The organism is Arthrobacter sp. NicSoilC5, from assembly GCF_019977395.1.
Classification (GTDB): Bacteria; Actinomycetota; Actinomycetes; order Actinomycetales; family Micrococcaceae; genus Arthrobacter.
Map to the genome: position 1 here is coordinate 1,991,712 of NZ_AP024660.1, position 24,635 is coordinate 2,016,346.

Sequence of the window (24,635 nt, forward strand, 5' to 3'; positions counted from 1 at the left end):
CGGTGAGGATGCGTGTCGTCAGCATGGCTGGGCAACGCCGGTTCTGCGGTACGGAGCCGGTTGTGTGGGTCAAGGGCCGGTAATGCGGCCTGCCCGTACTGCCTTCCGCCGCGGGAGGCCACGGGGCTAGCCTGAACCATGGCCACCGAAGGGCCCGGTTCCGGCCTGCAGCTGCAGGCGGGGCTGCAACCCGAGCTGCGCGCGCTGCCCGGCCTGCTGAGGGCCCTGGGCATGCTGGCCATGACGCACGCGGAAGTGCAGCTCGCCACCGAACGAGCCCTTGCCGACAACCCTGTCCTGGAGCGCGCCGAGGGCCACCCATGTCCGGGGTGCGGCCGGCATGTGGCGTCCGGAACCTGCTTCCGCTGCCGGGGCCAGTCGGGCGTCTCGCAGTTCCGCGATGGCCCCGAGCCGGCCGTCAATCCGTTTGCATCGCTGGAAGCAGACGCAGGCGTTGAAGTCCGCCCGGACTGCCGGCACGCGCTGGACCTCGTGCTGGCTCATCTGACCTCCCGCGGACTCCTGGACTGCGAACCGGAGCAGATCGCCCGGCAGCACGGCCTGCGCCCCGACCAGGTGCACGAGGCCCTTCGCGCCATCCGGGCCGTGGGCCCGCCAGGCATCGCCTCCACCAGCGTCGTGGAACTGCTCGCCATCCAGGCCGAGGCGCTGGTGGACGCCGGCGACGCTCCGGACTGGCTCCCCCACCTGGTGCGCGCGCACCTGGCGGACCTCGCCGCGGGAAGCACCGCCGTCGTGGTCCGTGCCATGGGACTTCCCGAGGAACAGGTCCTTGCCGGCCTGGCCATGGTGAGGGAGCGGCTGCGGCCCTTTGTGGCAGTGGACACCGGCACCGCGGCAGCCGGCGTCCCTCCGGCGGACGTGTTCCTGTACCGCCGGCCGGACGGGTCCCTGGAGGTGGAGGTTCCCGGGAGCGCCTGGTTCGGTCTCCAGGTGGCTGACCTCTCCGCAGGTCTCACCGCGGCGTCCGGGGCGAAGCAATGGCTGACGGACCACGAACTGGCTGCCCGGCGGCTCCTGTACCAGATCGACCGCCGCGCCGGCGCCCTCCTCCGCATCACTGAGTGCGCCGTCGCGTACCAGAAGGACTTCCTGGACCACGGCGACGCCGGACGCCACCAATCCTTGACGCGGACCGCCGTCGCCCAGGAACTCGGGCTGCATCCTTCCACGGTGAGCAGGGCCGTGAGCAGCAAGCGGCTGCGGCTGCCCTCCGGAACCGTCACCGACCTGGCATGCCTCTTCGGCAAGGGCCTGGCCGCACGGGCCGCGCTGCAGGAGTACATGACGACGGCGGCGGGCGGCGCTGCCTCCGACGAACAACTCCGCGCCGAACTGGCCCGCAGCGGGTTCGTCATTGCCCGCCGGACCGTGAACAAGTACCGGCGCTCGCTCCAGCCGGACGCGTAGGCAGGCACCACCCGTAGGCGGGCCCGCAGGCACCCCAGGCAGCCGCGAATTCCTTTTCGCGCCGGCGAAATCCGGTTCGGGCCAGGGCTGCCGGCGCCGCCGTTTCTCCCCCGCTTCCGCCCGTGCTGAGCCCGCCCGAATTGGCACGAATTGTGCAGTAAGAGGGTATGCGGTGTTCCGCGGTGGTGCCTCCCAGGGCACCTGCAACTCCGGAAAGGAAATACTCATGCACGACATCGATAGGGCACTGTTCGAAGGCCAGGACGAGGGCACCTGGGGCGAGGTGATGGATGAGGGGCCCGGCTACTCCTACGAGGACGAACAGTCACCCTTCCAGGGCGAAGAGGCCAGCGAAGCCGGGGGGCTCTGGGGCGAGGCCGACAGCCAGGAAACCGACGAGCTTGCCCTCGCCGCCGAACTGCTCGAAGTCACCGACGAGGACGAACTGGACCAGTTCCTGGGCGACCTGGCCCGGAAGGCAGTCTCGGCCGCCAAGGATTTCGCCGGGAGCGCGGCAGGACAGGCAGTGGGCAAGGTCCTCAAGTCCGCCGCCCGGAAGGCCCTCCCGCAGCTGGGCCAGGCCGTAGGCAACTACTTCGTTCCCGGCGCGGGCGGGCAGGCCGGACGCCAGGTGGGCAAGTGGCTCGGCAGCAAGTTCGAATCCGGGCTCCAGCTGGAAGGCCTGTCGCCGGAGGACCGCGACCTTGAAACCGCCCGCGCCTTTGTCCGCTTCGCCACCTCCACCGCCCAGCGCGCCGCGGCCACGCCCCGGAGCATCCCCGCCGCCCAGGCAGCACAGCAGGCAGCCACCGCCGCAGCCCGGCAGCACCTCCCGGGCCTGCTCGGCCGCCCAGGCCAGAACGGTCCCGGCCAGTCCGGCCGGCCTGCCAGCGGCCGCTGGATCCGCCGCGGCCGCAACATCGTGATCCTCAACGCACGCTAACCACCCGGCACCACCCAACCCGAAGGACATTGCCATGAGCACCAACTACTACGAGACCGAGTCCGCACCCTGGGCGCAGGAAGACGAAGGCGAAGGGAACTTCAGCGGCTACGAGGGCGGATCCGACCGAGAGGAAAACCTCGAGACCGAACTGGCCATGGAACTCCTCAGCATCAACTCCGAGGAAGAACTGGACCAGTTCCTGGGCAGCCTGGCCCGCAGCGTGGTGAAGAACGCCTCCCGGTTCATCAAGTCGCCCATCGGCAAGGCCCTGGGCGGCGCCCTAAAATCCGTCGCCAAGACGGCGCTGCCCATTGTGGGAGGTGCCATCGGCTCCTTCGTGGCTCCCGGCGTCGGGACCGCCATCGGCAGCAAGCTTGGCTCCATGGCCGGCGGCCTGCTCGAGGCCGAGGAAGCCGAAAACATGGACGAATCAGAGGCTGAGGAAGAAGCCGCCCGCCGCTACATCCGGTTCGCCCGCGCCGCCTACCGCAACGCCGCACGGACCCCCGTATCCGTCCCGCCCAACGCGGCCGCCCGCGCCGCTGCAACCGCCGCCGCCCGCCGCTATGCCCCGTCCCTGCTCCGCGCCCGCCAGGCAGCCCGGCGCGGGACCCGCAACTACCGCGGCGGCGGCACCCGGATCTACAACACCCAGTACTCCGGTGCCGTGTGGGGCGCCCCGGACGAAGGCTGGGACAGCCAGCAGGACGGCAACGGCAACGGCAATTCCGGGAGCGGCGCCGATGAAGGCCGCTGGATCCGCCGCGACGGCCGCGTCATCCTCCTGGGGATATAACCTGCCGGCGGCTGACGGCAGGCGATCGGGATGGAAACGAACACCATCAGCACCGCGCTCATCGAGAGCGAGGCGGACGGCCTGGTGTCCCGGCTGGACCAGATCAAGCCGTTCGTCATGCAGGAAACCATGGTCCTGGCCGCCGCACTGCCCCGGGACGCCCAGCTGCTGATTGAACGCTTCCTCCACGCCGGACGCCACGAGCTCCGGGTCCAGGTTGCCGAGTTCCTGGACTGGCTGCACGGGGACGGCCGGACCGCCAGTCCCGCCGAACAGCAGCGCCGGTTCGTCCTGATCCGCCTCCAATTCAACGTGGTGCTGGCCCAGTTCGACCTGTTCACCGAGGTGGTCACCCAGCGCAGCGAGCACTCCACCGGCGTCTGGCTTTCCGGGCTGGACATCCTGGCCCAGGACGCCTTGCGGCTGGACGGAAACCACGACGACGGCGACGCACGGCTTGTGGTCTACCTCGCCAGGGGTGCGGGTGCTGCCATCCGGCGGGCCAAGACCCGCCTGCCCGGCGGCAAACCGAACCCGGTGGGGATCATCAGGCTGCCCCGGGAGCGGATGGTGGGCAGCGGGATCGCCTCCTCCCTGGCCCACGAGGTGGGACACCAGGGAGCGGCGAAGCTGGACCTGGTGACGTCCCTCCGCGCGGAACTCGACCGGCGTGCACAGCAGGACCCGGACGGCGGGTGGGACGTGTGGTCCCTGTGGATCAGCGAGATCATGGCGGACATGTGGTCCGTCGCCACCGTGGGGATCACCTCCACCGTGGGCCTGCTGGCGGTGGTCAGCCTCCCCCGCTACTTCGTCTTCCGGCCCGGCGGCACCGATCCGCATCCGATGCCCTACCTCCGGGTGCTGATCTCCGCGGCGCTGGGCGACGCCCTCTACCCGCACCCCCAGTGGCGCGGGCTGGCATCCGTGTGGCGGGCCATGTACCCGCCCGCCGGGCTGCCGGCGGAGCATCTCGCCTGGATCGGCAAGTGCGAGGCCCACATCGGCGACCTGGTCTCCCTGCTCATGAACCACCCCGTCCCGGCGGCCGGGGGCCGGAAACTCGGCACCCTCTGGCCCACCCGCGAACGGCGGCCCGAGCGGCTGCTCCGCCTGCACCAGGACTGGGGCGGCGACTTCGGGGTCATGGCCCGGCAACGGCCCGCACTGGTGTTCGCGGTCCTGGGCCAGGCCAAAGCCGCCGGCCGCATCACCGCCGAGGAGGAAAGCTCGCAGCTGTCCTCGCTGCTCACCGCATGGGCGGTCCGCAGCAGCCTGGACGACATGGGCGCCCCCGCACGCCTGGCCGGCAGCCCGGCACACTACCTCACCACACCAGCACTAACAACAAGGAGATAGCCATGGATTTCAATCGACGGCCGGTTGCACCGGTGTATGCCGGACAGGATGTGGGAATCCGTTTCCAGCTGGAAAGCTCGGACCCCCTGGGCGACTACAACTTCCAGGTCCTGGACGAACGGGGCAGGAGCATCCCCATCGGCGGGAACAAGGGCGGCATTTTCACCAAGACCATGAGCCGGGGCAAAGCGCTGGAGCTGAAGGTACGGCTCCCCGACCCGCTGGAATACCGGGTGCGGTTCCGCCCCAACATGCGCGGCATCGTGGGGAACTGGACCATCATCGACCGGATCGACGTCCAGGCACCGGACTCCGAACCGGTCATCAAAGTGGCACTGGAGCCCAACGCCGCCCCCAACAGCGGACACGCCCAGCTGTGGGAGTTCATCTCCGGGGTGGCCGGGAACCTGACCTACACCAACTTCGCTGCCTTCGCGAAGACCAAGGCCAAGACGTTCGGCTCGCTCCCGCCCTTCGGCGGCCTCACCTACCAAAACCTGCACGCGCTGTCCGTGGAATTCATCTCCAAGGGCGCCCTGGGGAACAAGTTCGATCCGCTCCGCAAGAAGGGCTCCGGCTGGGGGCCCGCCAACCACAGCGCCCAGGCCATCCCCCTGTCCTACGTCAGCGACCAGGACAACGACCTCGCCCGGCCCTTCCCGGACGGCATCCCGAACGGCCAGTACCCGCTGGAACAGGTGCCGTTCGTCGAGCTGATTTACGTGTACTGGCTGGAGGAAGGCATGCTCTTCCAGTCCCTGAACAGGATCCTGGCCCGCTTCCAGAACCGGCGGTCACAGCCGGACGGGGACCCGCTCTCGCGGCTGGCCGTCAGCCCGCTGCTGCCGCTGCGCGGGCTCCTGTGGGGACTGGCCGAGGCCGAGAAGGACAGGCTCTCGCTGCGCCGCCGCGCCGCGGAGTACGAGTACCAGTACGGCCTGCAGCTGATCGGCCGCGCGGTTCCCCCGGCGGAGCTGCTGGTGGAGCGGCGGACCCAGTTCCTGGACGCGTTCCACAGCCTGCTCAATGCCTGCCACCGCTACTACAAAGAGTTCAGCGACAAGACCGTGGACGCGGATGCGTTCCCGCTCCTTAGCAACCTGCAGGAACTGCACCTGGTCCTGGCCGCCGGCGCGAACAACCAGTTCGCCGACGTCTCGCTGTCCGCCCGGATTGAGACCCTGGACGTGCAGTGGATGCTGGCCCAGCCCGAGATGCGCGAGTTCCTGGGCGGCCGCACCATGGTCCCCTACCAGGAAGAGTGGATGGGCCTGGTGGACACCATGAAGCTGATGCAGGATTGGTCCGACGCCAGCGTGACCCACTTCTACGACCTGGCCGTCCACGGGGAGCAGCTGCTGCTGTCCGTGCGGCATGGCCGGTGGAACGAGTCCGGCATGACCAGCGACGACGCCAAGAACTGGGCCCTCAAATGGAAGCCGTCCGTCCAGCGCTACATCCACGCCTACCGGGCCGTCACCGGGGTGGACCTCAGCGAACGCGTGGACACCACCATGCCGTCCGCGCTGCTGCAGCGTCGGCTGGCCCGGAAGCTGGTCCGGTACTAGGGGACGGCCGGGTCAGGAAAGGGCCAGGTACAGGAGATGGCCGGGTCACCGGACGGAACGGATTTCACGTCCGCACTGTTCCTGGGCCAGCACCACCCCAGCACCGGGCTCACCCCGTGGGCGGAGTTCACTACCGGGGTGCCCGCCGCGTTACGGGAGCTGCCGGCGTCCACGGAGCTGGCCTCCCTGGTTGCCGCGCAGCAGCATGCCGACGGCGGCCTGGTGGCCAGGTCGGCGCTGCACGGAATGATGGATGTACTGCAGTCACTCCCCCGGCCCGGGGATGTGCTCCTGGTGGACGAGGGAGCCTACCCGTTGTCCCAGTGGGCGTGCCGGGCCTCGCTCCCCCGGGGCGTGCGGGTGATGACGTACCCGCACTTCCGGCCAGCCGCCGTCGTGCCTTCCAACGGACCGGCACCTTCCGCCAAAACCTGGGTGGTGACTGATGGCTGGTGCCAGGGGTGCGGGCGCCCCGCACCCCTGGCCCAGCTGCATTCCATCGCGGCGAGGACCGGCGGCCAGGTGATCGTTGACGACTCCCTGGCGTTTGGCGTCCTGGGCCGGACGTCCGGTCCCGCCGGGTTTGGGGACGGTACCGGCACGGCACGGTGGCTGGGCTTGTCCCATGACCGGCTGCTGTGGCTTGGTTCGCTGGCCAAGGCCTACGGCACGCCCGTCACGGTGATCACGGGTGACAGCACCACGGTGGGGGTGGTGGCCCGCAACGGCGGGAACCGGATGCACAGCAGCCCGCCGTCGGCGGCCGACCTTGCCGCCGGGATCGGGGCCCTCCGCAGCGGCGGCCTCCCCCGGCTGCGGCGGCGGCTGTGGCGGCTGACCCTCTGGCTGCGGACAGCATTCGCCGACCTTGGCCTTCCGCCGATGGGGCTTCCCTTCCCCATTGTCGGAACCCGGCTGGGCTCCCTGCCGCTGGCACGCCGGTGGCGGACCGCACTCGCAGCCCGCGGCGTGCAGGCGCTGGTGCAGCTGCCCCGCTGCCGGCCCGGCGCCGTGCTGTCCGCCGTGGTGCGCGCCGACCACAGCCAGGCCGACCTGGACCGGCTGGTGCGGGGACTGGCCGCGGTGACGCGGGACAGGCGGGCGGCCTGATGATCGTGGATTCGCACGTCCATGTGGGGACCGCCGGCGTACCGCTGGGCCCGGCCGGCCCCGCCGCTTCCTTTGCACTGTGGCGGAAGCGGGCTGCCGCCGTCGGAATTTTCCGTGGTGTGCTGATGGCCGCGCCGGGTGGCACCTACGCGGCCGCCAACCGGGCCGTAGCGCAGCTTGCCCTGAGGGAGCCTGGCGGGTGGCTTTGGTATGTGTTCGTCAATCCCGTGGCCGACCGCGGGCGGGTGGGCGCCATGGTGGCGGCCGCCCACGCGCGCGGCGCCTGCGGGATCAAGGTGCACTGGTCCGACGGACCCGCAACGGATGAGGTAGCGCTGGCCGCGGAACGCCATCAGATGCCGGTGCTTTTTGACCCGGGCGGGGACGTGCAGCTGGTCTGCCACCTGGCCGGGCGGCATCCCGGGGTCGCCTGGATAGTTCCGCATTTGTCGTCCTTCAACGACGACTGGCGCGCCCAGAAACGGCTGACCGATGCGCTGGTCCAGCTGCCCAACATCTTCACGGACAGCTCCGGGGTGCGGTACTTCGACCTGCTGGAGGAGGCCGTGGCCCGGGCAGGATCGCGGAAGGTGCTGTTCGGCAGCGACGGGCCGTACCTGCACCCCGCGCCAGAGCTCGCCAAAATATTCGCGCTGGACCTGCCGCCGGCTGACCGCGACCTCATCCTGGGCGGCAACGTCCTGAGGCTGACGGGACCGGCCCGGAGCGGGCGCTGTTGCACCGATGCGGGACAGGACAGGAGGAAGAAGGCATGGCTGTAAAATGTGCCGGCCGCGGGTCCGGAGCCGATCAGGGCGCCGGGAATGGCCGAGATAAAACCGGACAACGGGCCAGCGATCAGGGGCGGCCTCAACCAACTGCGCGCCTACCTCCGGCAGAGCGACGCCGCCCGCCGGGCGAGGCCCGGCAGCAGGACGGCCCGGCCCGCATGGATGGCGGGCAACGAGCCCCGGCGGGAATCCGTGTGGCTGATTACCTACCGGCCCTGGCCGCCCGGGCCCGCGCCCAGCCAGGTGCGCATCTTCGCCCACGAAATCGCCGCGGACCGGCTGGTGGCCAGGACCACCAGGGATGACCGGCTACCGGCCACGAAGGACCTGGTGAAGTCCCGCCGCGAACTGCCGCCCGTCCAGCTGGCAAAATTCATTCCCTTTCCGTCACCGGACAAGCAGCCGGACATGTTCGGGCTCGCCGTGGAGGACCTGGTCCGCCAGCAGTTCGGCAGGATCTATAAACGTGCCAACTACCGGGGCCGGCTCCCCGGACGGAAGGGGCCGGACGTGCTCTGGCGGGAGCTTGGGGACTTGTTCCGGGAACTCGCCGAGGAGACCGGTGACGGGTACTGGCACGAGGTGGCGGAGGAGCTGGACCGCGGGGCCTAGCCGGACTTACTCACCGCCGGTGTCCGTCCTGCGGGCCTGCCGCTGCTGGACGGCACGGTCCGTGAGCCCCAGCATGGTGGCGGCCGAATGGACGTTCCCGCCGCTCCGCTCAACCGCCACAGCCACGGCCGCCTCCGCCGCGCGTTCCTTGATGTCCCGCAGCCCAAGGCCGGCGTCAACTGCCCAGGCCACCGCCCTGGCGAGCGGATCGACGGCGAGCGGATCGATGGCGCCGGCCGGGCCGCCGTCGTACGCGTTCTGGCCCTGATCCGCTCCCAGGTGCCCTGCCTGCGGCCTGTCCTCGCGGGGAAGGTCGCCCGGGGTGATGGCCCCCGGGCCGACGTGCCGCGCCGCGATGCGGAAGGCCAGCTGTCGGAGGTCGCGCAGGTTGCCCGGGTAGCTGCGGCGGAGCAGGACATCCTGGACCGCCGGATCCACGTCCGGGTCGGTCCGGGCGCCGGTGGCCTCGCGGCAAAAGCGGGCGAAGAGGCACAGGATGTCCTCCAGCCGGTCCCGCAGCGGCGGCATGGTGACCACCGAGGCGGCAATGCGGTGGTAGAGGTCGGTGCGGAAACTGCCGGCGGTGACTTCACAGGCGAGGTCGCGGTTGGTGGCGCAGATCAGCCGGAATTTGCTGTGCAGCCACCTGTCGCCGCCCACGCGTTTGTAGGTGCCTTCCTGGACCACGCGGAGCAGCTCGGGCTGGAGTTCCAGGGGGAGTTCGCCTACCTCGTCGAGGAACAGGGAGCCCTGGTCGGCGCCGGAGCAGGCGCCGGTCCGCACGCTCACCGCGCCCGTGAAGGCGCCACGTTCGTGGCCGAACAACTCGCTGCCCATCAGCGTGGGGACGATGGTGGTGCAGTCCACCACCACCAGGTTGCCGCGCTGGCTGCTGACCGCGTGGGCCACCCGGGCCGCCAGTTCCTTGCCGGTCCCCGTCTCCCCCTGGATCAGGATGGGTGCGTTCCCGAACTTCGCGGCCACCACCAGGTCCCGGAGCGCGGACCGCAGCGCCGGGCTCTGCCCCGCCAGCTTGTCGCGGACCAGAACGGAGTCGATGACCGTTTCCACGTCCTCGATCCGCTGCAGCCACGCCGCCACCGGCTCCACCTGGCCGTGCCAGGCCATGCATTCCGCCGCGCCGGCCTCAAGCACCGGCCAGGGTTTCAGCCTTCCGTCCGGCGGCCCGAACACCAGCACCCTGCACCTGCCGTATTCCGCCATCCCCAGGGCCGAGACCAGGTCCTGGGACTGCGCCGCGGCAAAGATGATGCCTGCGGTGGCGGCAGTCTCTGGAGCATCCGCCAGCGTGAGGGGGACGTGTGCGGCACGGAGGGTTTCGATGGCCTCACTGGCCCAGGCCTGCCGGCCACTGAGGTCCATTACCCACGGCATAGAGCCCCTCGCAGTTCCGCTGCCGGCACTTCGCCTGCGCAACGAAGCTGACCATGCCCGGCGTTACAGCCCCGTTACTGCCGCTGCCACTGCCCCTGCGTCAGAGGATCTTGCGCCAATCTTTCAGGAAAAACCGCGGGTTGCTGATGGTTTTTCACGCATGATCAGGGTCAACGGATGAGGAGTCAGATAACACCATGACCGACCACAGCGTCCCTGACGGGCCCGGGGTCCCCGCCAGCGGCGGCACCTTGGTGATCCACACGTGGACCGAGCCCGACGGCGAACACGGCTTCCGCGCGCGGGTCACCTACAGCGAGGGGTCCGGGCAGCACGGCAGCCTCTCCACCGTGGACCGGGAGGAAGTCCTCCACGCCGTGCGTCAGTGGCTGGCCGCCCAGGACGGGTGAAAACCGCGCGGGTGGATACCCCGCCTGCACGGCGTCGACGAGTTTGGTGAGCGCTTCCGACGGCAGGACGCCCAGGTCCCTGCGCAGGGCTTTTGTGTAGTTCCCGTAGGCGTGCAGAGCGGAAACAGGGTTCCCCATTTCCAGTTCCGCGGTGACCAGGGCCCGCACGGCGCTCTCGTAAAGGGGTTCGATTTCCAAAGCAGCGCCCGCCGCTTCCGCAGCGCCGCCGCAGTCCCCCGCCTGCAGCAGTGAACGTGCCAGGAGCGTCAAAGCGCGCAGCCGGTCCTGCTGCAGCCGACTTTGCTCGAACAGTACCCAGTCCTCGTACCAGCCGGGCAGCAGCTCAGCGTCCCGCAGGTCCAGCAGGGCCTTGGTGGCTGCCCCGCTTCCTGCCGGACTGTCCTGGAGCAGGGCCCGCACCCGGTAGAGATCCACCTGTACCGACGGGTCCAGGGCCAGCACCGGTCCGTCCTTCGCCAGTATTCCGGGGATCTGGCGCGTGGCCAGGTGCACGCTGACCCTGAGGCTCTCCAAGGCCCGGGGTTCGGGGCAGTCCGGCCAGAGGAGCCCGGCGACGTAATTCCGCACCCTGGGACCGCGGATGGCAAGCGCGGCGATCAGGCGCTGCTGGCGGACGGCAACACGGATAATTTCTCCGTCGCGGCGCAGTTGCCAACACCGGAGCAGGTCCAATTCCACATGTCCACAGCCACCACCGCCCACGGGACACCTCAGCCGGGTTGAAGTACCTGAACTACGTAAAAATGAGGATCCTCAGCTTGAAAATGAATGTCAATGTAGCGAGGCCCCTAATCGGGTTGGGAGGGCGCGCTCTCGAAAGCTGCCAGCGACGCGCCATCACCTCCTGCCCCTTTCCCTGAGACGCTCCATCACTTCTGGCCCCCACCCCGGCAATCCCCCATCACCCGGCGTGCGAAAGGCGCGGGCCGCCGTCGCACTTTCCTGCCGGGGTGCCCGCGCCTGACGCCTGTACCTAAGCCGCCCGCCTCTTCGGCACGATACGCGGCTTCGGCACGGCCACAGCCTCAGAGGCCGGAGGCGTTTCACCGCCGGCGCGGCCCGGAGGCGTGGATTCCTGCAGCCGGGCCCGGGCGTCGAGGACGTCGCCGATGAACCAGTCGTAGATCAGCACGCCGATCACACCGCCCACCACCGGGCCCACGATGGGAACCCAGAAGTACCAGCTGAAGGCCCCGTCCACTGTGCCAGGCAGCGCCGTTTGGCCCCATCCGGCCAGCCATGCGAAGAGCCGCGGCCCGAAGTCGCGGGCAGGGTTGATGGCGTAGCCGGCGTTGGCGCCGAGGGAGATGCCGATGGCGGCGACCGCGAGCCCGATCATGAACGGGCCCAGGTTCGCCTGGACGGCGGTGTTGCGCATGTCGATGATGGCCACGACGAAGATGACCAGGAACGCCGTGCCCACAATTTGGTCAATCAGCGGGCCCGTGGGGTTGCCGTTGAAGTACGGTGCCGGGAACGTGGCGAAGATGGAGTAGCTGGCCAGCCCCTTCGCGTCGGCGCGGCCGGTGCCGACGGCCTTGTTGTAGGCGTCGATGGCGTTGTAGTAGAGCAGGTAGACCAACGCAGCCCCGGCGAAGGCGCCCACCACCTGGGCCGCGATGTACGGCCCCACCTTCCGCCAGGGGAACTTCCGGCGGACGGCGAACGCAATGGTCACGGCCGGGTTGATGTGGGCGCCGCTGACGCCGCCGGCCACGTAGACGGCCAGCGCCACGGCCAGGGCCCATCCCCAGGCAATGAGCAGCCAGTCCCCCGCGGCCATGAAGATGGTGGTTGACGTGGCGGCGCGGCCGGATCCGGGCAGCGCGGCGACCGCCATGGCCACCACGCCGTCGCCGAACGCAATCAGCACAAAGGTGCCCAGGAACTCGGCAAGGAGCTCGCCCCAGGTTCCACCCAGTTGTTTGAGTCCGCTGCCATTGCGGACGGCATTTCGTAGCGGACTGATATCACTCATCGCGCGTACCTTCTTTGCGATTTTGGCTTTGTCCTTGGCTTCATCCGGACGGATTGACAATCCGGGTACTTTTATGCTACGCCGAAAGTGTCCCTAGGCAACAGTCTGAAGAAACGGCAGCCCCCATAGGCTCAGGACCGCACCCTGGAGACGTGGAGTTCGTTCGAAAGGCAAGATCATGAACGACAACGGCAGCATCGACAAAACCCCGGTCCCGGATGAGGCACCTGAGGAACGTGACCTGCGCGGACGGTACGTCGAAGGCAACTTTGGCAAAGCCGGTGCCCAGCGCGGCCGCCATGCTGAAGACGACGAGGGCCAGTACATCGAAGGGGACTACGGTCCCGCGGGCAGCGAAGGCGGACTGCCCGAACCCCTGGGCGACAGGACCGTGGGAGCCGGACGCTACGTCAAGGCCGACTACGGCCAGGCCGGCCCGGTGCCCGGCCGGACCGCGGCTTCCGAAACCGGCCGGTACCCGGAAGGCGATTACGGCAAGGGCGGCGCCGTGGATCCCACGCGCAAGCCGGTCGCCCCGGACGCCCACACGGAGCCTTAGCACCTGACGTTGGACCGCGGCCTGCTTGCCTGCACAAGGCGGGCAGGCCGCGTTGGTGCGCGCCGGCGTCGTACCTTTCGCCTCCTACCTCGTCAGCCGCCTTCCATTACGTCCATTTGAGTTAGGTTAGCCTCACCTTCTACAGTGCTCCGGTGACGTTAGAGACAAAGCTCGCCGGAGTCCCCTTCGCGGCCAATCTGGCCAGGTTCAGGGACCGCATTGCCGTCAGCACCGGCAGCGAGTCGCTGAGCTACCGGGAACTGGGCCGCCGTGTGGAGGAAATGGCCGCATCCTTCGGCCACGGCCGCCGGCTCATCGCGTTGCAGGCCGACAACACGCTCCCGGCCCTGGTTGCCTACCTGGCCGCGCTGTCCTCCGGAAATCCCCTGCTGGTCCTGCCCACCAACCCCGCAGCCGCGGAAGCGCTCACGGATGCCTATGATCCGGACGTCGTGGTCCACACGGGGAACGGGCAGGCACTACTGGACGTGCGCCGGGACGAAACGCTCCACGATCTGCACCCTGAACTCGCGCTGCTGCTCAGCACCTCCGGGTCCACCGGTTCACCGAAGCTGGTCCGCCTGTCCGCCGACGGCATCCAGGCCAATGCCGCCGCGATCGCGGAATACCTGCAGTTGCGCCCCACTGACAGGGCCGCCACCACGCTCCCCCTCTCCTACTGCTACGGGATGAGCGTGGTGAACAGCCACCTCCTGGCGGGAGCATCACTGGCCCTGACCGATCTCTCCGTGGTGGACCCCTGTTTCTGGGACCTGGTCCGGGCGGAGAGCGTCACATCCTTCGCCGCGGTGCCTTACACTTTCGACCTCCTGGACCGCGTGGGCTTCGCGGACATGGACGTGCCCAGCCTGCGCTACATCACCCAGGCCGGCGGACGGCTGGACCCGGAGCGGGTGCGTTCCTACGCGGAGCTGGGCCGGCAGCAGGGGTGGGACCTGTACGTGATGTACGGGCAGACGGAGGCTACCGCGCGCATGGCCTACCTGCCGCCGGACCAGGCCTTGGAGCATCCGAACGCCATCGGGGTGCCGGTGCCGGGCGGCTCCTTCAGGCTGGAGCCTGTTCCCGGGTTGAATGCCTGCGAACTCGTCTACAGCGGCCCGAACGTGATGCTGGGGTACGCCGGACGGCCGGCGGACCTCAGCCTGGGCCGCGTTGTTGACAAGCTCCACACGGGCGACCTTGCCCGGCGCGGCGCGGACGGCCTCTACGAGATCGTGGGCCGGCGGAGCCGCTTCGTGAAGATCGTGGGACTCCGGGTGGACCTGGGGCAGGTGGAGCGGATGCTGGCGGACCTCGGCGTGACTGCAGCTGCGGCAGGGTCCGACGATGCGGTGGTGGCCGCCGTCGAAGGCGACCACGACCTCGGCCTCCTTGCCAAAACCCTGGCGCAGGACCTCGGCCTGCCGCGCGCCGCCGTCGAACTTCACCGCGTGGAGGCCATTCCCCGCCTGGGCAACGGCAAACCGGACTACCCTGCGATCGCCGCACTCGCCGGTGCAGGGGCAGCGGCGAGTGAAGGCGGAGGGGACGACGGCGGCCCGACGGCCCCGGACGCGGGCTCCATGGACGTGGGGCGGATCTTCTCCGAGGTGCTTGACGTGGGCAGCGTGTCCGCCACGGACACGTTTGTGTCCCTGGGCGGCGATTCCCTGTCCTACGTGGCGGCGTCCATCCGGCTGGAGGATGCCCTCGGGTACCTCCCCGAAGGCTGGCACCTGATGCCGGTCTGCGAACTGTCGTCCACGCGGCACCGGGTCCGTCAGGCCGTTGCGCCTCCCGAGGGCCGCGCCGGAACCAAGAGAACGCGGCGGCTGTTCGCGCCCATGGAAACCGGGATCGTGCTGCGGGCGGTGGCGATCGTTGCCATCGTCTCAACGCACATCGGGTTCTTCCACTGGCAAGGCACCGCGCACGTGCTCATGGCCGTAGCCGGCTACAACTTTGCGCGCTTCCAGCTGTCCGGCAGCCGCACGGAACGGTTCCGGCGGCACCTGCGGAGCATCGCGCGGATTGTGGTGCCCAGCGTGGCGGTGATCGGGCTCGCGTTCGCCGTGACGGACAAGTACGCGTGGCACAACGTATTCCTGCTCAATACGCTTCTGGGGCCTCCGGGGTGGAGCGACTACTCCCGCTTCTGGTTTGTGGAAATCCTGGTCCACATCCTGACCGGGCTGGCTTTCCTGCTCGCGGTCCCGGCGGTTGACCGCGTGGTGCGGCGATGGCCGTGGGCGTGTGGCGTGGCCCTGGTGGTTGTGGACATGCCGCTGCTCTTCGGCCTGGTGGACAGCCGGTACCCGGGCCAGGGGCCGGTCCTGTGGCTGTTTGGCCTTGGCTGGGCAGCCGCCGCCTCCCGCACGGTGTGGCAGAGGTCGGCCGTGACGGCGCTCGCCTTCCTGACCGTTCCGGCCTCGTTCGACAATCCGTACCGGAGCGCCACCATCCTGGCGGGCTGCCTGCTTCTGCTCTGGCTGCCGGCCCTCCGGGTGCCCCGCGGGCTGCACCGGACCACGGCTCTGTTGGCCAGCGCGTCGCTGTACATTTACGTCACCCACTGGCTGGTGTACCCGCTGTTCGAGTCCCTGGACGTTGCGGAGCCGCTTGCCAAGGGGATTGCCGTGCTGGCGTCGGTGGTGTGCGGGATCCTCTACTGGGCGGTGGCCACGCGGGCAATGGCTGCGGTGGAGCGGCACCTGAAGGGCCGGCGTGCGTTGCCGCCCCGTATTGCCGTGGGCCGTGAAGCACCAGCAAAGTAGAAGGCATGGATGACGTCACCGGCACCATCGAGCTCTCCGGGAAACTGCTGCACCTCAAGTGGGGGCACGGGGACGTGGTCACCGAGCGCGACGCGGAGGCGCTGATGAAGCGCGCCAAAGTCCTCAGCGCAGGCCGCACCCTGCCGCTGCTGGTCGAGATGACGGGCGTGGAGTGGATTGACCAGGGCGCCCTGAAAGCTTTCGCCGGCACCTGGCCCCTGACACGCGCCGCCGTGGTGGGCACCTCCCCCGTGGACCAGACCATTGCCGATTTCTACACCGGGCGGCACAAACCGGTGCACCCCACCCGGTTCTTCACGTCCATGGACGAGGCAATGGCGTGGCTGGAGGAAGAACACCAGCCGTAGGCCCTGCAGCAGCGTTCAGCTGTCGCCGCGCGTTGCCTGCGTCCCGGGCACCCCGGCCGCCGCCTGCGCCCCTCCGCCCTGCGCGGCTGCCTGCTGCGTCGCGGCCCAGCTAGCCAGGACCTTCAGTGAGTCCTCGGAGGGCGTGCCGGGCTCGGCCGTGTAGATGTTGATCCGCAGGCCCGGGTCCGCGGGAAGCTCCATCGCCTCATAGGTCAGGTCCAGGTCCCCCACCACCGGGTGGTGCAGCCGTTTCCGGCCCGTGCGGTGGTACTTCACATCGTGCCGCGCCCAACGGACACGGAACTCCTCGCTGCGGGTGGACAGCTCGCCGATCAAGTCCGAAAGGTCTTTGTCGTACGGGTTCTTCCCGGCCGTGGAGCGCAGGACGGCTACGATGTCGTCCGCGCTGCGCTCCCAGTCGCGGAAGAACTCGCGCGCCTTCGGGTTCAGGAAGGTGAACCGTGCACTGTTGGGCGGGGTGACCGGGTCCGCCATCATGTCCAGGTACAGGGCCCGGCCCAGCTCATTGGAGGCCAGCACATCGCCGCGGTCATTGCGGACCCAGGCGGGGGCCGCGGTGATCGCGTCGATGACCCGCTGGACGCTGGGGCGCACGGTCAGGGGGCTCCGCTTCCGCCGCACCCGCGGGGCTGCGGTGGCCGCGCGGGCCAGGTCGAAAAGGTGGGCCGTCTCGGCGTCGTCCAACTGCAGCGCCCGCCCCAAGGCCTCCAGGACGCTGTCCGACGCGCCCGAAAGGTTCCCCCGCTCCAGCCGGATGTAGTAGTCGATGCTGAGGCCCGCAAGCATGGCCACTTCCTCCCGCCGGAGCCCCGCCACGCGCCGGTTGCCGCCGTACGCCGGCAGGCCCGCCTCCTCCGGGGTGAGCCGGGCGCGGCGGGAGGTCAGGAATTTCCGCACGTCCTCGCTGTTGGTCATGCCCCCCACGCTACGCCCCGGGCAGGCAGCGAAGGAGGGACTGGCAAGCCCTCCCACAAACCCGCGCGCCGAAATAGCGTGGAGGCATGGAACTGAAACTCAACAACGGCGTCACCATGCCAGCCCTTGGCCTGGGCGTTTTCCAAAGTCCCCCGGAAGAGACGACGGCGGCCGTCCAGACAGCGCTCGAGGTGGGCTACCGGCACATCGACACCGCCGCCGCGTACGGCAACGAGCGCGAGGTGGGCGAAGGGATCCGCCGGTCCGGGCTGCCGCGCGAAGAGGTCTTCATCGAGACGAAGGTCTGGGTCAGCGACTACGGCTACGACCAGGCCCTGCACGCCTGGGACAAGGCGGTGGGCAAGCTGGGCGTGGAACAGCTGGACCTGCTCATCCTGCACCAGCCCGCGCCGGACCGGATGGAAAAGACCATCGCCGCGTACAAGGCCCTGGAAACCCTGTTCAAGGACGGGCGGGTGCGGGCCATCGGCGTCAGCAACTTCATGCCGCACCACCTTCAGCAGCTGCTCGCCGAGACGGACACCGTTCCCGCCGTCAACCAGATCGAGCTGCACCCCTACTTCCAGCAGCGGGAGGTCCAGTCAGCGGACGCGGAGCACGGCATCCTGACCCAGGCGTGGTCGCCCATCGGCGGCATCACCTTTTATCCGGGGTGGGGCGAGAACCGGAAAAACGTCATGCGGGACCCGGCGATTGCCGCCGTCGCGCAGGCCCACGGCAAGACCCCCGCGCAGGTGATGCTCCGCTGGCACCTGCAGCAGGGCCGCTCCGCCATTCCCAAGTCCACCAACCCGGTGCGCATCGCGGAGAATTTCGACGTGTTCGGCTTTGAGCTGTCCCCGGCGGAGCTCCAGACCATCGACGCCCTGGACACCGGCGTCCGCAGCGGACCGGACCCTGACGTGGCCCGCCCGGAGCGGTTCGCCATGGTCATCCCGGAAGCCTAAAGGAGAAGCAACAATGGAATACCGCCCGCTCGGCCGCACCGGTGTGCAGGTCAGCCCCCTGTGCCTCGGCGCCATGATGTTCGGCCCCTGGGGCAACGACGACCGCGCCGACGCCACCCGCATCATCCACCGCGCCCTGGACGCCGGCATCAACTTCATCGACACCGCAGACGTCTACTCCGGTGGCGGTTCGGAGGAAATCGTCGGCGAAGCAATTGCAGGGCGCCGCGACGACGTTTTCCTGGCCACCAAGTTCTTCATGCCCATGGACGAAAAAGACCCCAACCAGCGCGGCGGCTCGCGGCGCTGGATCATGCGGGAGGTGGAGAACTCGCTGCGCCGGCTGAACACCGACCACATCGACCTCTACCAGGTGCACCGCCCCAGCCCGGACACTGACGTGGAGGAGACCCTGGGCGCCCTCACCGACCTGGTCCGGCAGGGCAAGGTCCGCTACATCGGCTCCTCGTCCTACTCCGGCTCCCAGATCGTGGAGGCGCAGTGGGCGTCCCGCGAGCGCAACCTGGAGCGGTTCGTCACGGAACAGCCGCCCTACTCCATCCTGGCCCGCGGCATCGAAGAGGACGTCCTCCCCACAGTCCAGCGCCACGGGATGGGAACCCTCACCTACAGCCCGCTGGCCGGCGGCTGGCTCTCCGGCCGGTGGCGGAAGGACTCCCCGTCCCGGCCCACCTCGTCCCGCCGGCCCAGTGCCCGGTTCGACATGAGCCAGCCCGCCAACCAGCGCAAGCTGGACATCGTGGAGGAACTCGCGCAGGTGGCCGAATGGGCAGGCGTGACGATGATCGAGCTGGCCATCGCGTTCGTGATCAACCACCCGGGCGTCACGTCCGCGATCGTGGGTCCGCGCACCATGGAGCAGCTGGAGTCCTACCTCCCGGCCGCGGACACCGTCCTGGCACCTGCGGTGCTGGACCGCATCGACCAGCTGGTGGCCCCCGGCGTCACGGTCAACCCGGACGACAACAGTTACGGCACCCACGAACTGACAGCACACGCACGACGGCGGCACCGGGCGTGAGCGGGGACGCCGCCACCGCAGGGGAGGTGCGAGAGCTCCACGACGTCCTCTGCGCAGCGATGGTCTCAGGGGACGTGGCCGGGCTGGACGGCATCCTCGCCGAGGACTACACGCTGACCCACATGACCGGCTACGTGCAGCCCAAGGCCGAGTGGCTGGCCGCCATCCAATCGGGCGAGATGCAATACCACCGGATTGAAACCGTGGAGGCCCGCTTCGGTGCCGAAGGCAAGGCTCCCCAGCTCAATGCCCGCACCCTCACCAACGCTACGATCTGGGGGTCCAGGGGCGACTGGCGCCTGAGGCTGCGCTCCTGGTTCGAGCTGCGCGGCAACGGCTGGGTCATCTCCCATACCGTCGCCTCCACCTGGTAACCCCCACCTGTTTTCAAACCCTATGAAAGGAAAACCCATGGCAACGTGGCTCATCACAGGCTGCTCCACCGGACTTGGCCGGGCACTCGCGGAAACCGTGCTCGCGTCCGGGCACAACGCCGTCGTCACCGCCCGGAAGGTGGAAACGCTGCAGGACATCACGGCCGGCTTCCCGGACACCGCGTTGGCCCTCCCCCTGGACGTCACCGACAAGGCGCAGATTACGGCGGCTGTGCAGGCAGCCGAGGAGAAGTTCGGCAGCATCGACGTGCTGGTGAACAACGCCGGCTACGGCTACCGCGCCGCCGTGGAGGAAGCGGACGACGCCGACATCCGCCGCCTGTTCGACACCAACTTCTTCGGCGCCGTGGACATGATCAAAGCCGTGGTCCCGGGCATGCGGGCCAACAAGTCCGGGACCATCCTGAACATCTCCTCCATCGGGGCGCGCATCACCCCGGCCGGCTCGGGCTACTACGCGGCCACCAAGGCAGCGCTGGAGGGCATGTCCGGATCACTGCGCAACGAGCTGAAGCCGCTGGGCATCAACGTCACCGCCATCGAGCCGGGCGGCTTCCGCACCGACTTCGCCGGCCGCTCGCTCACACAGTCGGCGACGGCGATCGGTGACTACGCGGACACGGCCGGCAAGCGCCGCAAGGAAGTCGACACCGCCCACGGCAACCAGCCCGGGGACCCGGACAAGGCAGCCAAGGCGATCCTCGCCGTCGTCGATTCCCCCAACCCGCCGGGCCTGCTGGTCCTGGGCACGGACGCGTTCGGTGCATTCGGCAAGGTGGCCGAGGTCCAGCGCGCCGAGCTGGACCAATGGCAGGAGCTGAGCACCAGCACCGACATCGATTAGGCGCAAGGTCGGGTGGGGACCTCGGACTCTACCCCTGTCCCCGCAGGCTAACGAGAATCGGAGCACACCTGAGGGAAAGGGCTCCCGTGATGATGTGGGGTTATGGGCAGGGTCCGGGATGGTGGATCTGGGCGGTTCTCCTGCTCCTGGGCATCGGACTGCTCGTCTGGCTGGCTGTGCGGGCGTTTGGCGGCGGAATCGGTGGCAGCGGCACCGGCGGCAGCGGCACTGGCGCACGCCGGAGCCAGGCCGGGCCACCCGGCACACTGCCCGCCACTGCGCGCCAAATCCTGGATGAACGCTTTGCGCGGGGCGAACTCACCGCCGACCAGTACCGCGAACAGCTCAAGGTGCTTGGCGAGGGCAGGTAGTGCGACCCATCAGCCGGCGGCAGGCGCTGCTCCTGGGTGGTCTGGGAACTGCGGCGGCCGCGGCCGGCGGCACGGGCCTGGTTTGGTCACTGTCCTCCCGGCCCGGCCCAACCACTGGAAGCAGCCTGGGCCAGCCGCAGGAACTGCGCAGCGACGCCGGTAAGCTCCAGGTCCGGCTCGAAGCCGCAGCCGCCCAGGTCCAGCTGGGCGGCCGGCAGGCCACGGCGCTCGGCTACAACGGCAGCGTCCCCGGGCCAACGTTGCGGGTCCGCGCCGGGGACGTCCTGAAGATCACGCTCGCCAACAGCCTCTCCCAGCCCACCAACCTGCACGTGCACGGCCTCCACGTCTCCCCGGAAAACAACGGGGACAACGTGTTCATCGCCGTCGGTCCGGGCAGTTCCTTTGACTACGAATACCAGCTGCCGGGAAACCACCCGCCCGGCGTGTACTGGTACCACCCGCACCACCACGGCATGGTGGCGGACCAAATTTTCGCCGGGCTGTTCGGCGCGATCATCGTGGAGGACCCGGACCCCATCCAGGCCAGCGCGGAGCGTTTACTCGTGGTCTCAGACACCACGCTGGACCCGGCGGGGAAGATTAGCGCCGTCTCCTTGATGGACCGGATGACGGGCAGGGAAGGGGACCTGCTCCTGGTCAACGGCCAGGGCAACCCCCTGATCAGCGCGGTCCCGGCGCAGCGGGAAAGGTGGAGGATCGTCAACGCCTGCGTGGCCCGCTACCTGCGGCTGCGGCTGGACGGGCAGAAACTGGAACTGCTGGGCCGGGATTCGGGCCGCTTCGAGAAACCGCAGGAGGTGGAGGAGCTGCTGCTCACCCCCGGGAACCGGGCGGACCTCCTGGTCACCACGGCCGCGGGCGAATCAGTGCTGCGCACGTTCCGGTACAACCGAGGAAGCATGGCCGGAATGATGGGGGCCGGCCCTGCCCCGGGCGGTGCCACCGATGGAACCGAGGGCGCCGTGCTGGCCACCTTCCGGGTCACAGGGGAATCCGCCGCTCCCCCGCCCGCCGTCCCCGCGCAGCCTGCCCACGCCGACCTCCGGCAGTCCACCGTGGCGGCCCACCGGCAGATCATCCTGTTCACCGGCATGGGCATGGGCGGAGGTGGCATGATGCGTTTCACCATCAACGGCAGGGAATTCGACGCGGGCAGGACGGACACGACGGCGGCGGCGGGCACCGTCGAGGAATGGACCCTGGTCAACACCAGCCCCATGGACCACCCGTTCCACCTGCATGTCTGGCCGATGCAGGTGCTGGGGGACAACGCCCCGGCAGGCTCCTCCCCGGACTGGCGCGACGTGGTGAACATCCCGGCGAACGGACAGGTCAAGGTCCGGATCGCTTTTGCCGACTTCCGCGGGCGCTCGGCGTACCACTGCCACATCCTGGACCACGAGGACCTGGGCATGATGGGCGCCATCGAAGTGCGCTGAGGACGCCCCGCCGGCCAGGGTACGGCGAAGGCGCCAAAATCGAGTAGCCACTACTCATGACAGGGCTCCCGCCCGGTGCGAGAGTGGATTCCTAACGTTCCACCACTGCGCAAGAGGAACCAGCATGGCAGCCAAACGACGCCGCCCAGCCGGCAAGGGCGCCGGCGCTATCGGGTGCGCCCCCTTCTTCGTCCTCATCGTTGTAGCGCTGATCATCCAGTACTGGTGGGTCCTGCTGATTGCTGCAGGTGTGGTTGGGCTGACTGTGGCGCTGGTCCGCTCGACAAGTGGACCGGCCCGGCCGGCCAAGATGCCCCCACCCAGGCCGCAACCCGTGGTTGCCCCGCCCCGAGTGGTCCCCAGCGGCGAGGATCTCACCGCCCAACTGCGGGCCCACAGACGGATAAGCCGCGTGCGGGACATGCAGGAGTGGGACTACGAGTGGATCCGGTTGGCCCACCCGGGGAAGAGCCTCCGCGACGTCAACGACATCGCGAACGCCCATTTCGCCCGCGGCCGATCCATCGGCGTCAATTGGGGTGACCCGTCCTCTTCCTAAGGTCCAGGTCGCTGGTCCGCGCCGCCGTCGAGCGTTCCTGGAAGCGTGGTCAGGCTCAACTGGGCACGGTGGTGGCGGTAGTGCTTGGGCGCCCACTCCAGGATGTCCCGGCGGCTCATCCACGGAAGGAAGTAGGGATCCCAGCGCACGGGCATGGTCATGCCGCGGTCCAGGGCCTTGCTGCCCGCGCGGCTGTACCAGTGGACGATGATCCCGGTGGTCCGGTGCATCATCCGGGCCATGGCCTGCGGCGCCAGGACCTGCCCTGCTGCTGCGCTTCCGGCCCAGTTCACCCAGTTGTATGGACCTGAACAGGAGTCCAGTAGCCGGCTCCAGCGGCGGGAGGCCCCGGGAGGCAGGTGCGAGAACAGCCCCAGGAGGGGGATCCCTGCAAGGGCGATATTCTGTCCCAGAGCCATGTGGAACAGCAGTTGCCGGTTGGTCCATCGCGTTCCGTGGGAGGACAGGTCCAGCTCATCCGCCGAGGCGCCCAGGACGATGCTCCGGAAGTCGGCCGCGATCCACAGCAGTTCCTGCCGCACCGGATCCTCGTCAGGCATGATGGCGCTCCCGCTAGACAGCCGCTCCGGACCTGCCGTGCTGCAGCCCGGTAGCGAACCCGATCGTCACCGGCACCGGGGCGGAGCAGCAGGTGTCCGCGGCAGCATCCCCGGCATCGTCCGGGATGCTGGTGGAGCACACGCCGGTTTCCGGCAGTTCAAGTTCGACGGCGTCCGCGGCTGCGGTGTCCCCGGCCAGGGCGGCGGCGATGGAGCGGACCTGCTCGTACCCGGTGGCCATGAGGAACGTGGGCGCGCGGCCGTAGGACTTCATGCCCGCCAGGTAGAAGTCCTTTTCCGGCTGCTCAAGGATCCGGGCGCCGTGGGCAGGAACGGTGCCGCAGCTGTGGAAATCCGGGTCGATCAGCGGGCCCAGGGCCTTGGGTGCCTCGACGGCGGGGTCCAGGTCCAGCCGCAGCTCGGACAGCATGGCCAAATCCGGGCGGAACCCCGTGGCGGGAATGACCCGGTCCACCGACACGGACCGGCCGTCCGCCGCGTGCACGGTCAGGGCGTCGCCTTGAACGTCGATGGACGCCGTGTGGAAGCTGGTCAGGAGCCGGACAGCGCCGCTCTCGACGGCGGTGCGGAGCCGGGCCCCGAGCTGGCCGCGGGCGGGCAGCTGGTCGGCGTCGCCGCCGCCGTAGGCCCGGGCCGGGGTGGCGGCGCGGATGGCCCACAGGACTTCGGTGCCGGGGTTGGCGCGGGCCACGCGGGCCAGGTCCAGCACCATGTTGGCAGCGGAATGCCCGGAGCCGATGACCAGCGTGCGGCGGCCGGCAAAACCACCAGCGGAAACGTCCGGCAGGGGGCCTGTGACCAGCCCGGCTGCACGCGCCTCGGCCTCACCCGGAACGGCCAGGCCGGACGATCCCAGCGGCGCCGGGCTGCTCCAGGTACCGGACGTATCAATCACGGCGCGGGCCAGCACCTCGGTGACCTGGCCGCCGTCGTGCCCTATGCGCAGGAGGAACGGGGCACTGTCCCGGCCCTGGCTGCGGCCCTTGTCCATGCCCTGCCGGGTGACGGCAACAACCCGGGACCCGGTCCGGATCCGGTCCTTGAGCTCCGGCGTCGCGGCCAGCGGCTCCAGGTACTCGGAGACAATCTGGGCGCCGTACGGCAGCGCGGTGGGCCGTGGAGCTTCCCAGCCATGGCGCTCCAGCAGCCGCACCGAGGCGGGGTCCAGGTTGTACTTCCAGGTGGAGAACACGCGGACGTGCCCCCATTGACGGATGGTGGCCCCGACGGCGGGACCGGCCTCGAAGACGAGCGGTTCCAGCCCGCGTTCCAGCAGGTTCGCGGCGGCGGCCAGGCCTACGGGTCCGGCGCCGATTACGGCTACGGGCAGTGACTCCTGTGATGTCATGGCGTCA

24 protein-coding genes are annotated in these 24,635 nt (G+C 69.3%); 18 read left to right on the forward strand and 6 right to left on the reverse strand.

Going from position 1 to position 24,635, the window contains the following annotated elements:
- Positions 1-138: 138 nt before the first annotated feature.
- The 8 genes from LDO22_RS09325 (at position 139) to LDO22_RS09360 (ending at position 8,613) form a co-directional block, all read left to right on the forward strand.
- The gene (locus tag LDO22_RS09325) at positions 139-1,431 is read left to right on the forward strand and encodes a hypothetical protein (protein WP_224026878.1); all 1,293 of its coding nucleotides are present in this window, start codon (positions 139-141) and stop codon (positions 1,429-1,431) included.
- Positions 1,432-1,657: 226 nt separating this feature from the next.
- Positions 1,658-2,374 carry a hypothetical protein gene (locus LDO22_RS09330; protein ID WP_224026879.1) on the forward strand — a complete coding sequence of 239 codons (717 nt, stop codon included), beginning with the start codon at positions 1,658-1,660 and terminating at the stop codon, positions 2,372-2,374.
- 34 nt (positions 2,375-2,408) lie between these two features.
- Entirely contained in the window at positions 2,409-3,173 is a 765-nt protein-coding gene (locus tag LDO22_RS09335) for a hypothetical protein (protein ID WP_224026880.1), read from the forward strand.
- Positions 3,174-3,203: 30 nt separating this feature from the next.
- A complete protein-coding gene (locus LDO22_RS09340; protein WP_224026881.1) occupies positions 3,204-4,532 on the forward strand; it encodes a hypothetical protein in 1,329 nt (442 codons plus the stop codon).
- Between the two features lie 2 nt (positions 4,533-4,534).
- Positions 4,535-6,100 carry a hypothetical protein gene (locus tag LDO22_RS09345; protein WP_224026882.1) on the forward strand — a complete coding sequence of 522 codons (1,566 nt, stop codon included), beginning with the start codon at positions 4,535-4,537 and terminating at the stop codon, positions 6,098-6,100.
- A 36-nt stretch (positions 6,101-6,136) separates the two neighbouring features.
- Complete coding sequence (locus tag LDO22_RS09350) at positions 6,137-7,210, forward strand: hypothetical protein (protein WP_224026883.1); 1,074 nt, start codon at positions 6,137-6,139, stop codon at positions 7,208-7,210.
- A complete protein-coding gene (locus LDO22_RS09355; RefSeq protein ID WP_224026884.1) occupies positions 7,210-7,992 on the forward strand; it encodes an amidohydrolase family protein in 783 nt (260 codons plus the stop codon). The genes LDO22_RS09350 and LDO22_RS09355 overlap by 1 nt, the downstream gene beginning before the upstream one ends.
- 42 nt (positions 7,993-8,034) lie before the next feature.
- Complete coding sequence (locus LDO22_RS09360) at positions 8,035-8,613, forward strand: hypothetical protein (RefSeq protein WP_224026885.1); 579 nt, start codon at positions 8,035-8,037, stop codon at positions 8,611-8,613.
- 6 nt (positions 8,614-8,619) lie between these two features.
- Here the strand turns inward: LDO22_RS09360 and LDO22_RS09365 are convergent, their stop codons facing one another.
- From LDO22_RS09365 to LDO22_RS09375, 3 genes are all read right to left on the reverse strand, one after another.
- The gene (locus LDO22_RS09365) at positions 8,620-10,008 is read right to left on the reverse strand and encodes a sigma 54-interacting transcriptional regulator (RefSeq protein WP_224026886.1); all 1,389 of its coding nucleotides are present in this window, start codon (positions 10,006-10,008) and stop codon (positions 8,620-8,622) included.
- A gap of 185 nt (positions 10,009-10,193) precedes the next feature.
- On the reverse strand, positions 10,194-11,117 hold the full coding sequence (locus LDO22_RS09370) for a BTAD domain-containing putative transcriptional regulator (protein WP_224026887.1): 924 nt from the start codon (positions 11,115-11,117) through the stop codon (positions 10,194-10,196).
- 295 nt (positions 11,118-11,412) lie between these two features.
- On the reverse strand, positions 11,413-12,417 hold the full coding sequence (locus tag LDO22_RS09375; protein ID WP_224026888.1) for an MIP/aquaporin family protein: 1,005 nt from the start codon (positions 12,415-12,417) through the stop codon (positions 11,413-11,415).
- 178 nt (positions 12,418-12,595) lie between these two features.
- Between LDO22_RS09375 and LDO22_RS09380 the strand changes: the two genes are divergently transcribed.
- From LDO22_RS09380 to LDO22_RS09390, 3 genes are all read left to right on the forward strand, one after another.
- Positions 12,596-12,976, forward strand: a complete 381-nt coding sequence (locus tag LDO22_RS09380) for a hypothetical protein (RefSeq protein WP_224026889.1) — start codon at positions 12,596-12,598, stop codon at positions 12,974-12,976.
- 152 nt (positions 12,977-13,128) lie between these two features.
- A complete protein-coding gene (locus LDO22_RS09385) occupies positions 13,129-15,753 on the forward strand; it encodes an AMP-binding protein (protein ID WP_224026890.1) in 2,625 nt (874 codons plus the stop codon).
- Positions 15,754-15,758: 5 nt separating this feature from the next.
- Positions 15,759-16,121: an STAS/SEC14 domain-containing protein gene (locus LDO22_RS09390; protein WP_224026891.1), complete on the forward strand. Its 363-nt coding sequence runs from the start codon at positions 15,759-15,761 to the stop codon at positions 16,119-16,121.
- A 15-nt stretch (positions 16,122-16,136) separates the two neighbouring features.
- Here the strand turns inward: LDO22_RS09390 and LDO22_RS09395 are convergent, their stop codons facing one another.
- A complete protein-coding gene (locus tag LDO22_RS09395) occupies positions 16,137-17,057 on the reverse strand; it encodes a helix-turn-helix transcriptional regulator (protein ID WP_224026892.1) in 921 nt (306 codons plus the stop codon).
- Between the two features lie 86 nt (positions 17,058-17,143).
- Between LDO22_RS09395 and LDO22_RS09400 the strand changes: the two genes are divergently transcribed.
- The 7 genes from LDO22_RS09400 to LDO22_RS09430 all read left to right on the forward strand — a co-directional run bounded on the left by LDO22_RS09400 (position 17,144) and on the right by LDO22_RS09430 (position 22,699).
- Positions 17,144-18,025, forward strand: a complete 882-nt coding sequence (locus LDO22_RS09400) for an aldo/keto reductase (RefSeq protein ID WP_224026893.1) — start codon at positions 17,144-17,146, stop codon at positions 18,023-18,025.
- Between the two features lie 13 nt (positions 18,026-18,038).
- Positions 18,039-19,067, forward strand: coding sequence for an aldo/keto reductase (locus LDO22_RS09405; RefSeq protein WP_224026894.1), 1,029 nt, complete (start codon positions 18,039-18,041; stop codon positions 19,065-19,067).
- Positions 19,064-19,441 carry a nuclear transport factor 2 family protein gene (locus tag LDO22_RS09410; protein ID WP_224026895.1) on the forward strand — a complete coding sequence of 126 codons (378 nt, stop codon included), beginning with the start codon at positions 19,064-19,066 and terminating at the stop codon, positions 19,439-19,441. The genes LDO22_RS09405 and LDO22_RS09410 overlap by 4 nt, the downstream gene beginning before the upstream one ends.
- 37 nt (positions 19,442-19,478) lie before the next feature.
- Entirely contained in the window at positions 19,479-20,306 is an 828-nt protein-coding gene (locus tag LDO22_RS09415; RefSeq protein ID WP_224026896.1) for an oxidoreductase, read from the forward strand.
- A gap of 89 nt (positions 20,307-20,395) precedes the next feature.
- Positions 20,396-20,677, forward strand: a complete 282-nt coding sequence (locus tag LDO22_RS09420; protein ID WP_224026897.1) for an SHOCT domain-containing protein — start codon at positions 20,396-20,398, stop codon at positions 20,675-20,677.
- A complete protein-coding gene (locus LDO22_RS09425; protein WP_224026898.1) occupies positions 20,677-22,140 on the forward strand; it encodes a multicopper oxidase family protein in 1,464 nt (487 codons plus the stop codon). Before LDO22_RS09420 ends, LDO22_RS09425 begins: the two co-directional genes overlap by 1 nt.
- Before the next feature lie 124 nt (positions 22,141-22,264).
- Positions 22,265-22,699, forward strand: a complete 435-nt coding sequence (locus LDO22_RS09430; protein WP_224026899.1) for a hypothetical protein — start codon at positions 22,265-22,267, stop codon at positions 22,697-22,699.
- Here the strand turns inward: LDO22_RS09430 and LDO22_RS09435 are convergent.
- The gene (locus LDO22_RS09435) at positions 22,696-23,259 is read right to left on the reverse strand and encodes a DinB family protein (RefSeq protein WP_224026900.1); all 564 of its coding nucleotides are present in this window, start codon (positions 23,257-23,259) and stop codon (positions 22,696-22,698) included. The two genes, LDO22_RS09430 and LDO22_RS09435, sit on opposite strands and share 4 nt — an antisense overlap.
- Positions 23,260-23,272: 13 nt before the next feature.
- Positions 23,273-24,628 (reverse strand): FAD-dependent oxidoreductase, encoded by a 1,356-nt coding sequence (locus LDO22_RS09440; RefSeq protein WP_224026901.1) that lies wholly within the window; start codon positions 24,626-24,628, stop codon positions 23,273-23,275.
- Between the last annotated feature and the right edge of the window lie 7 nt (positions 24,629-24,635).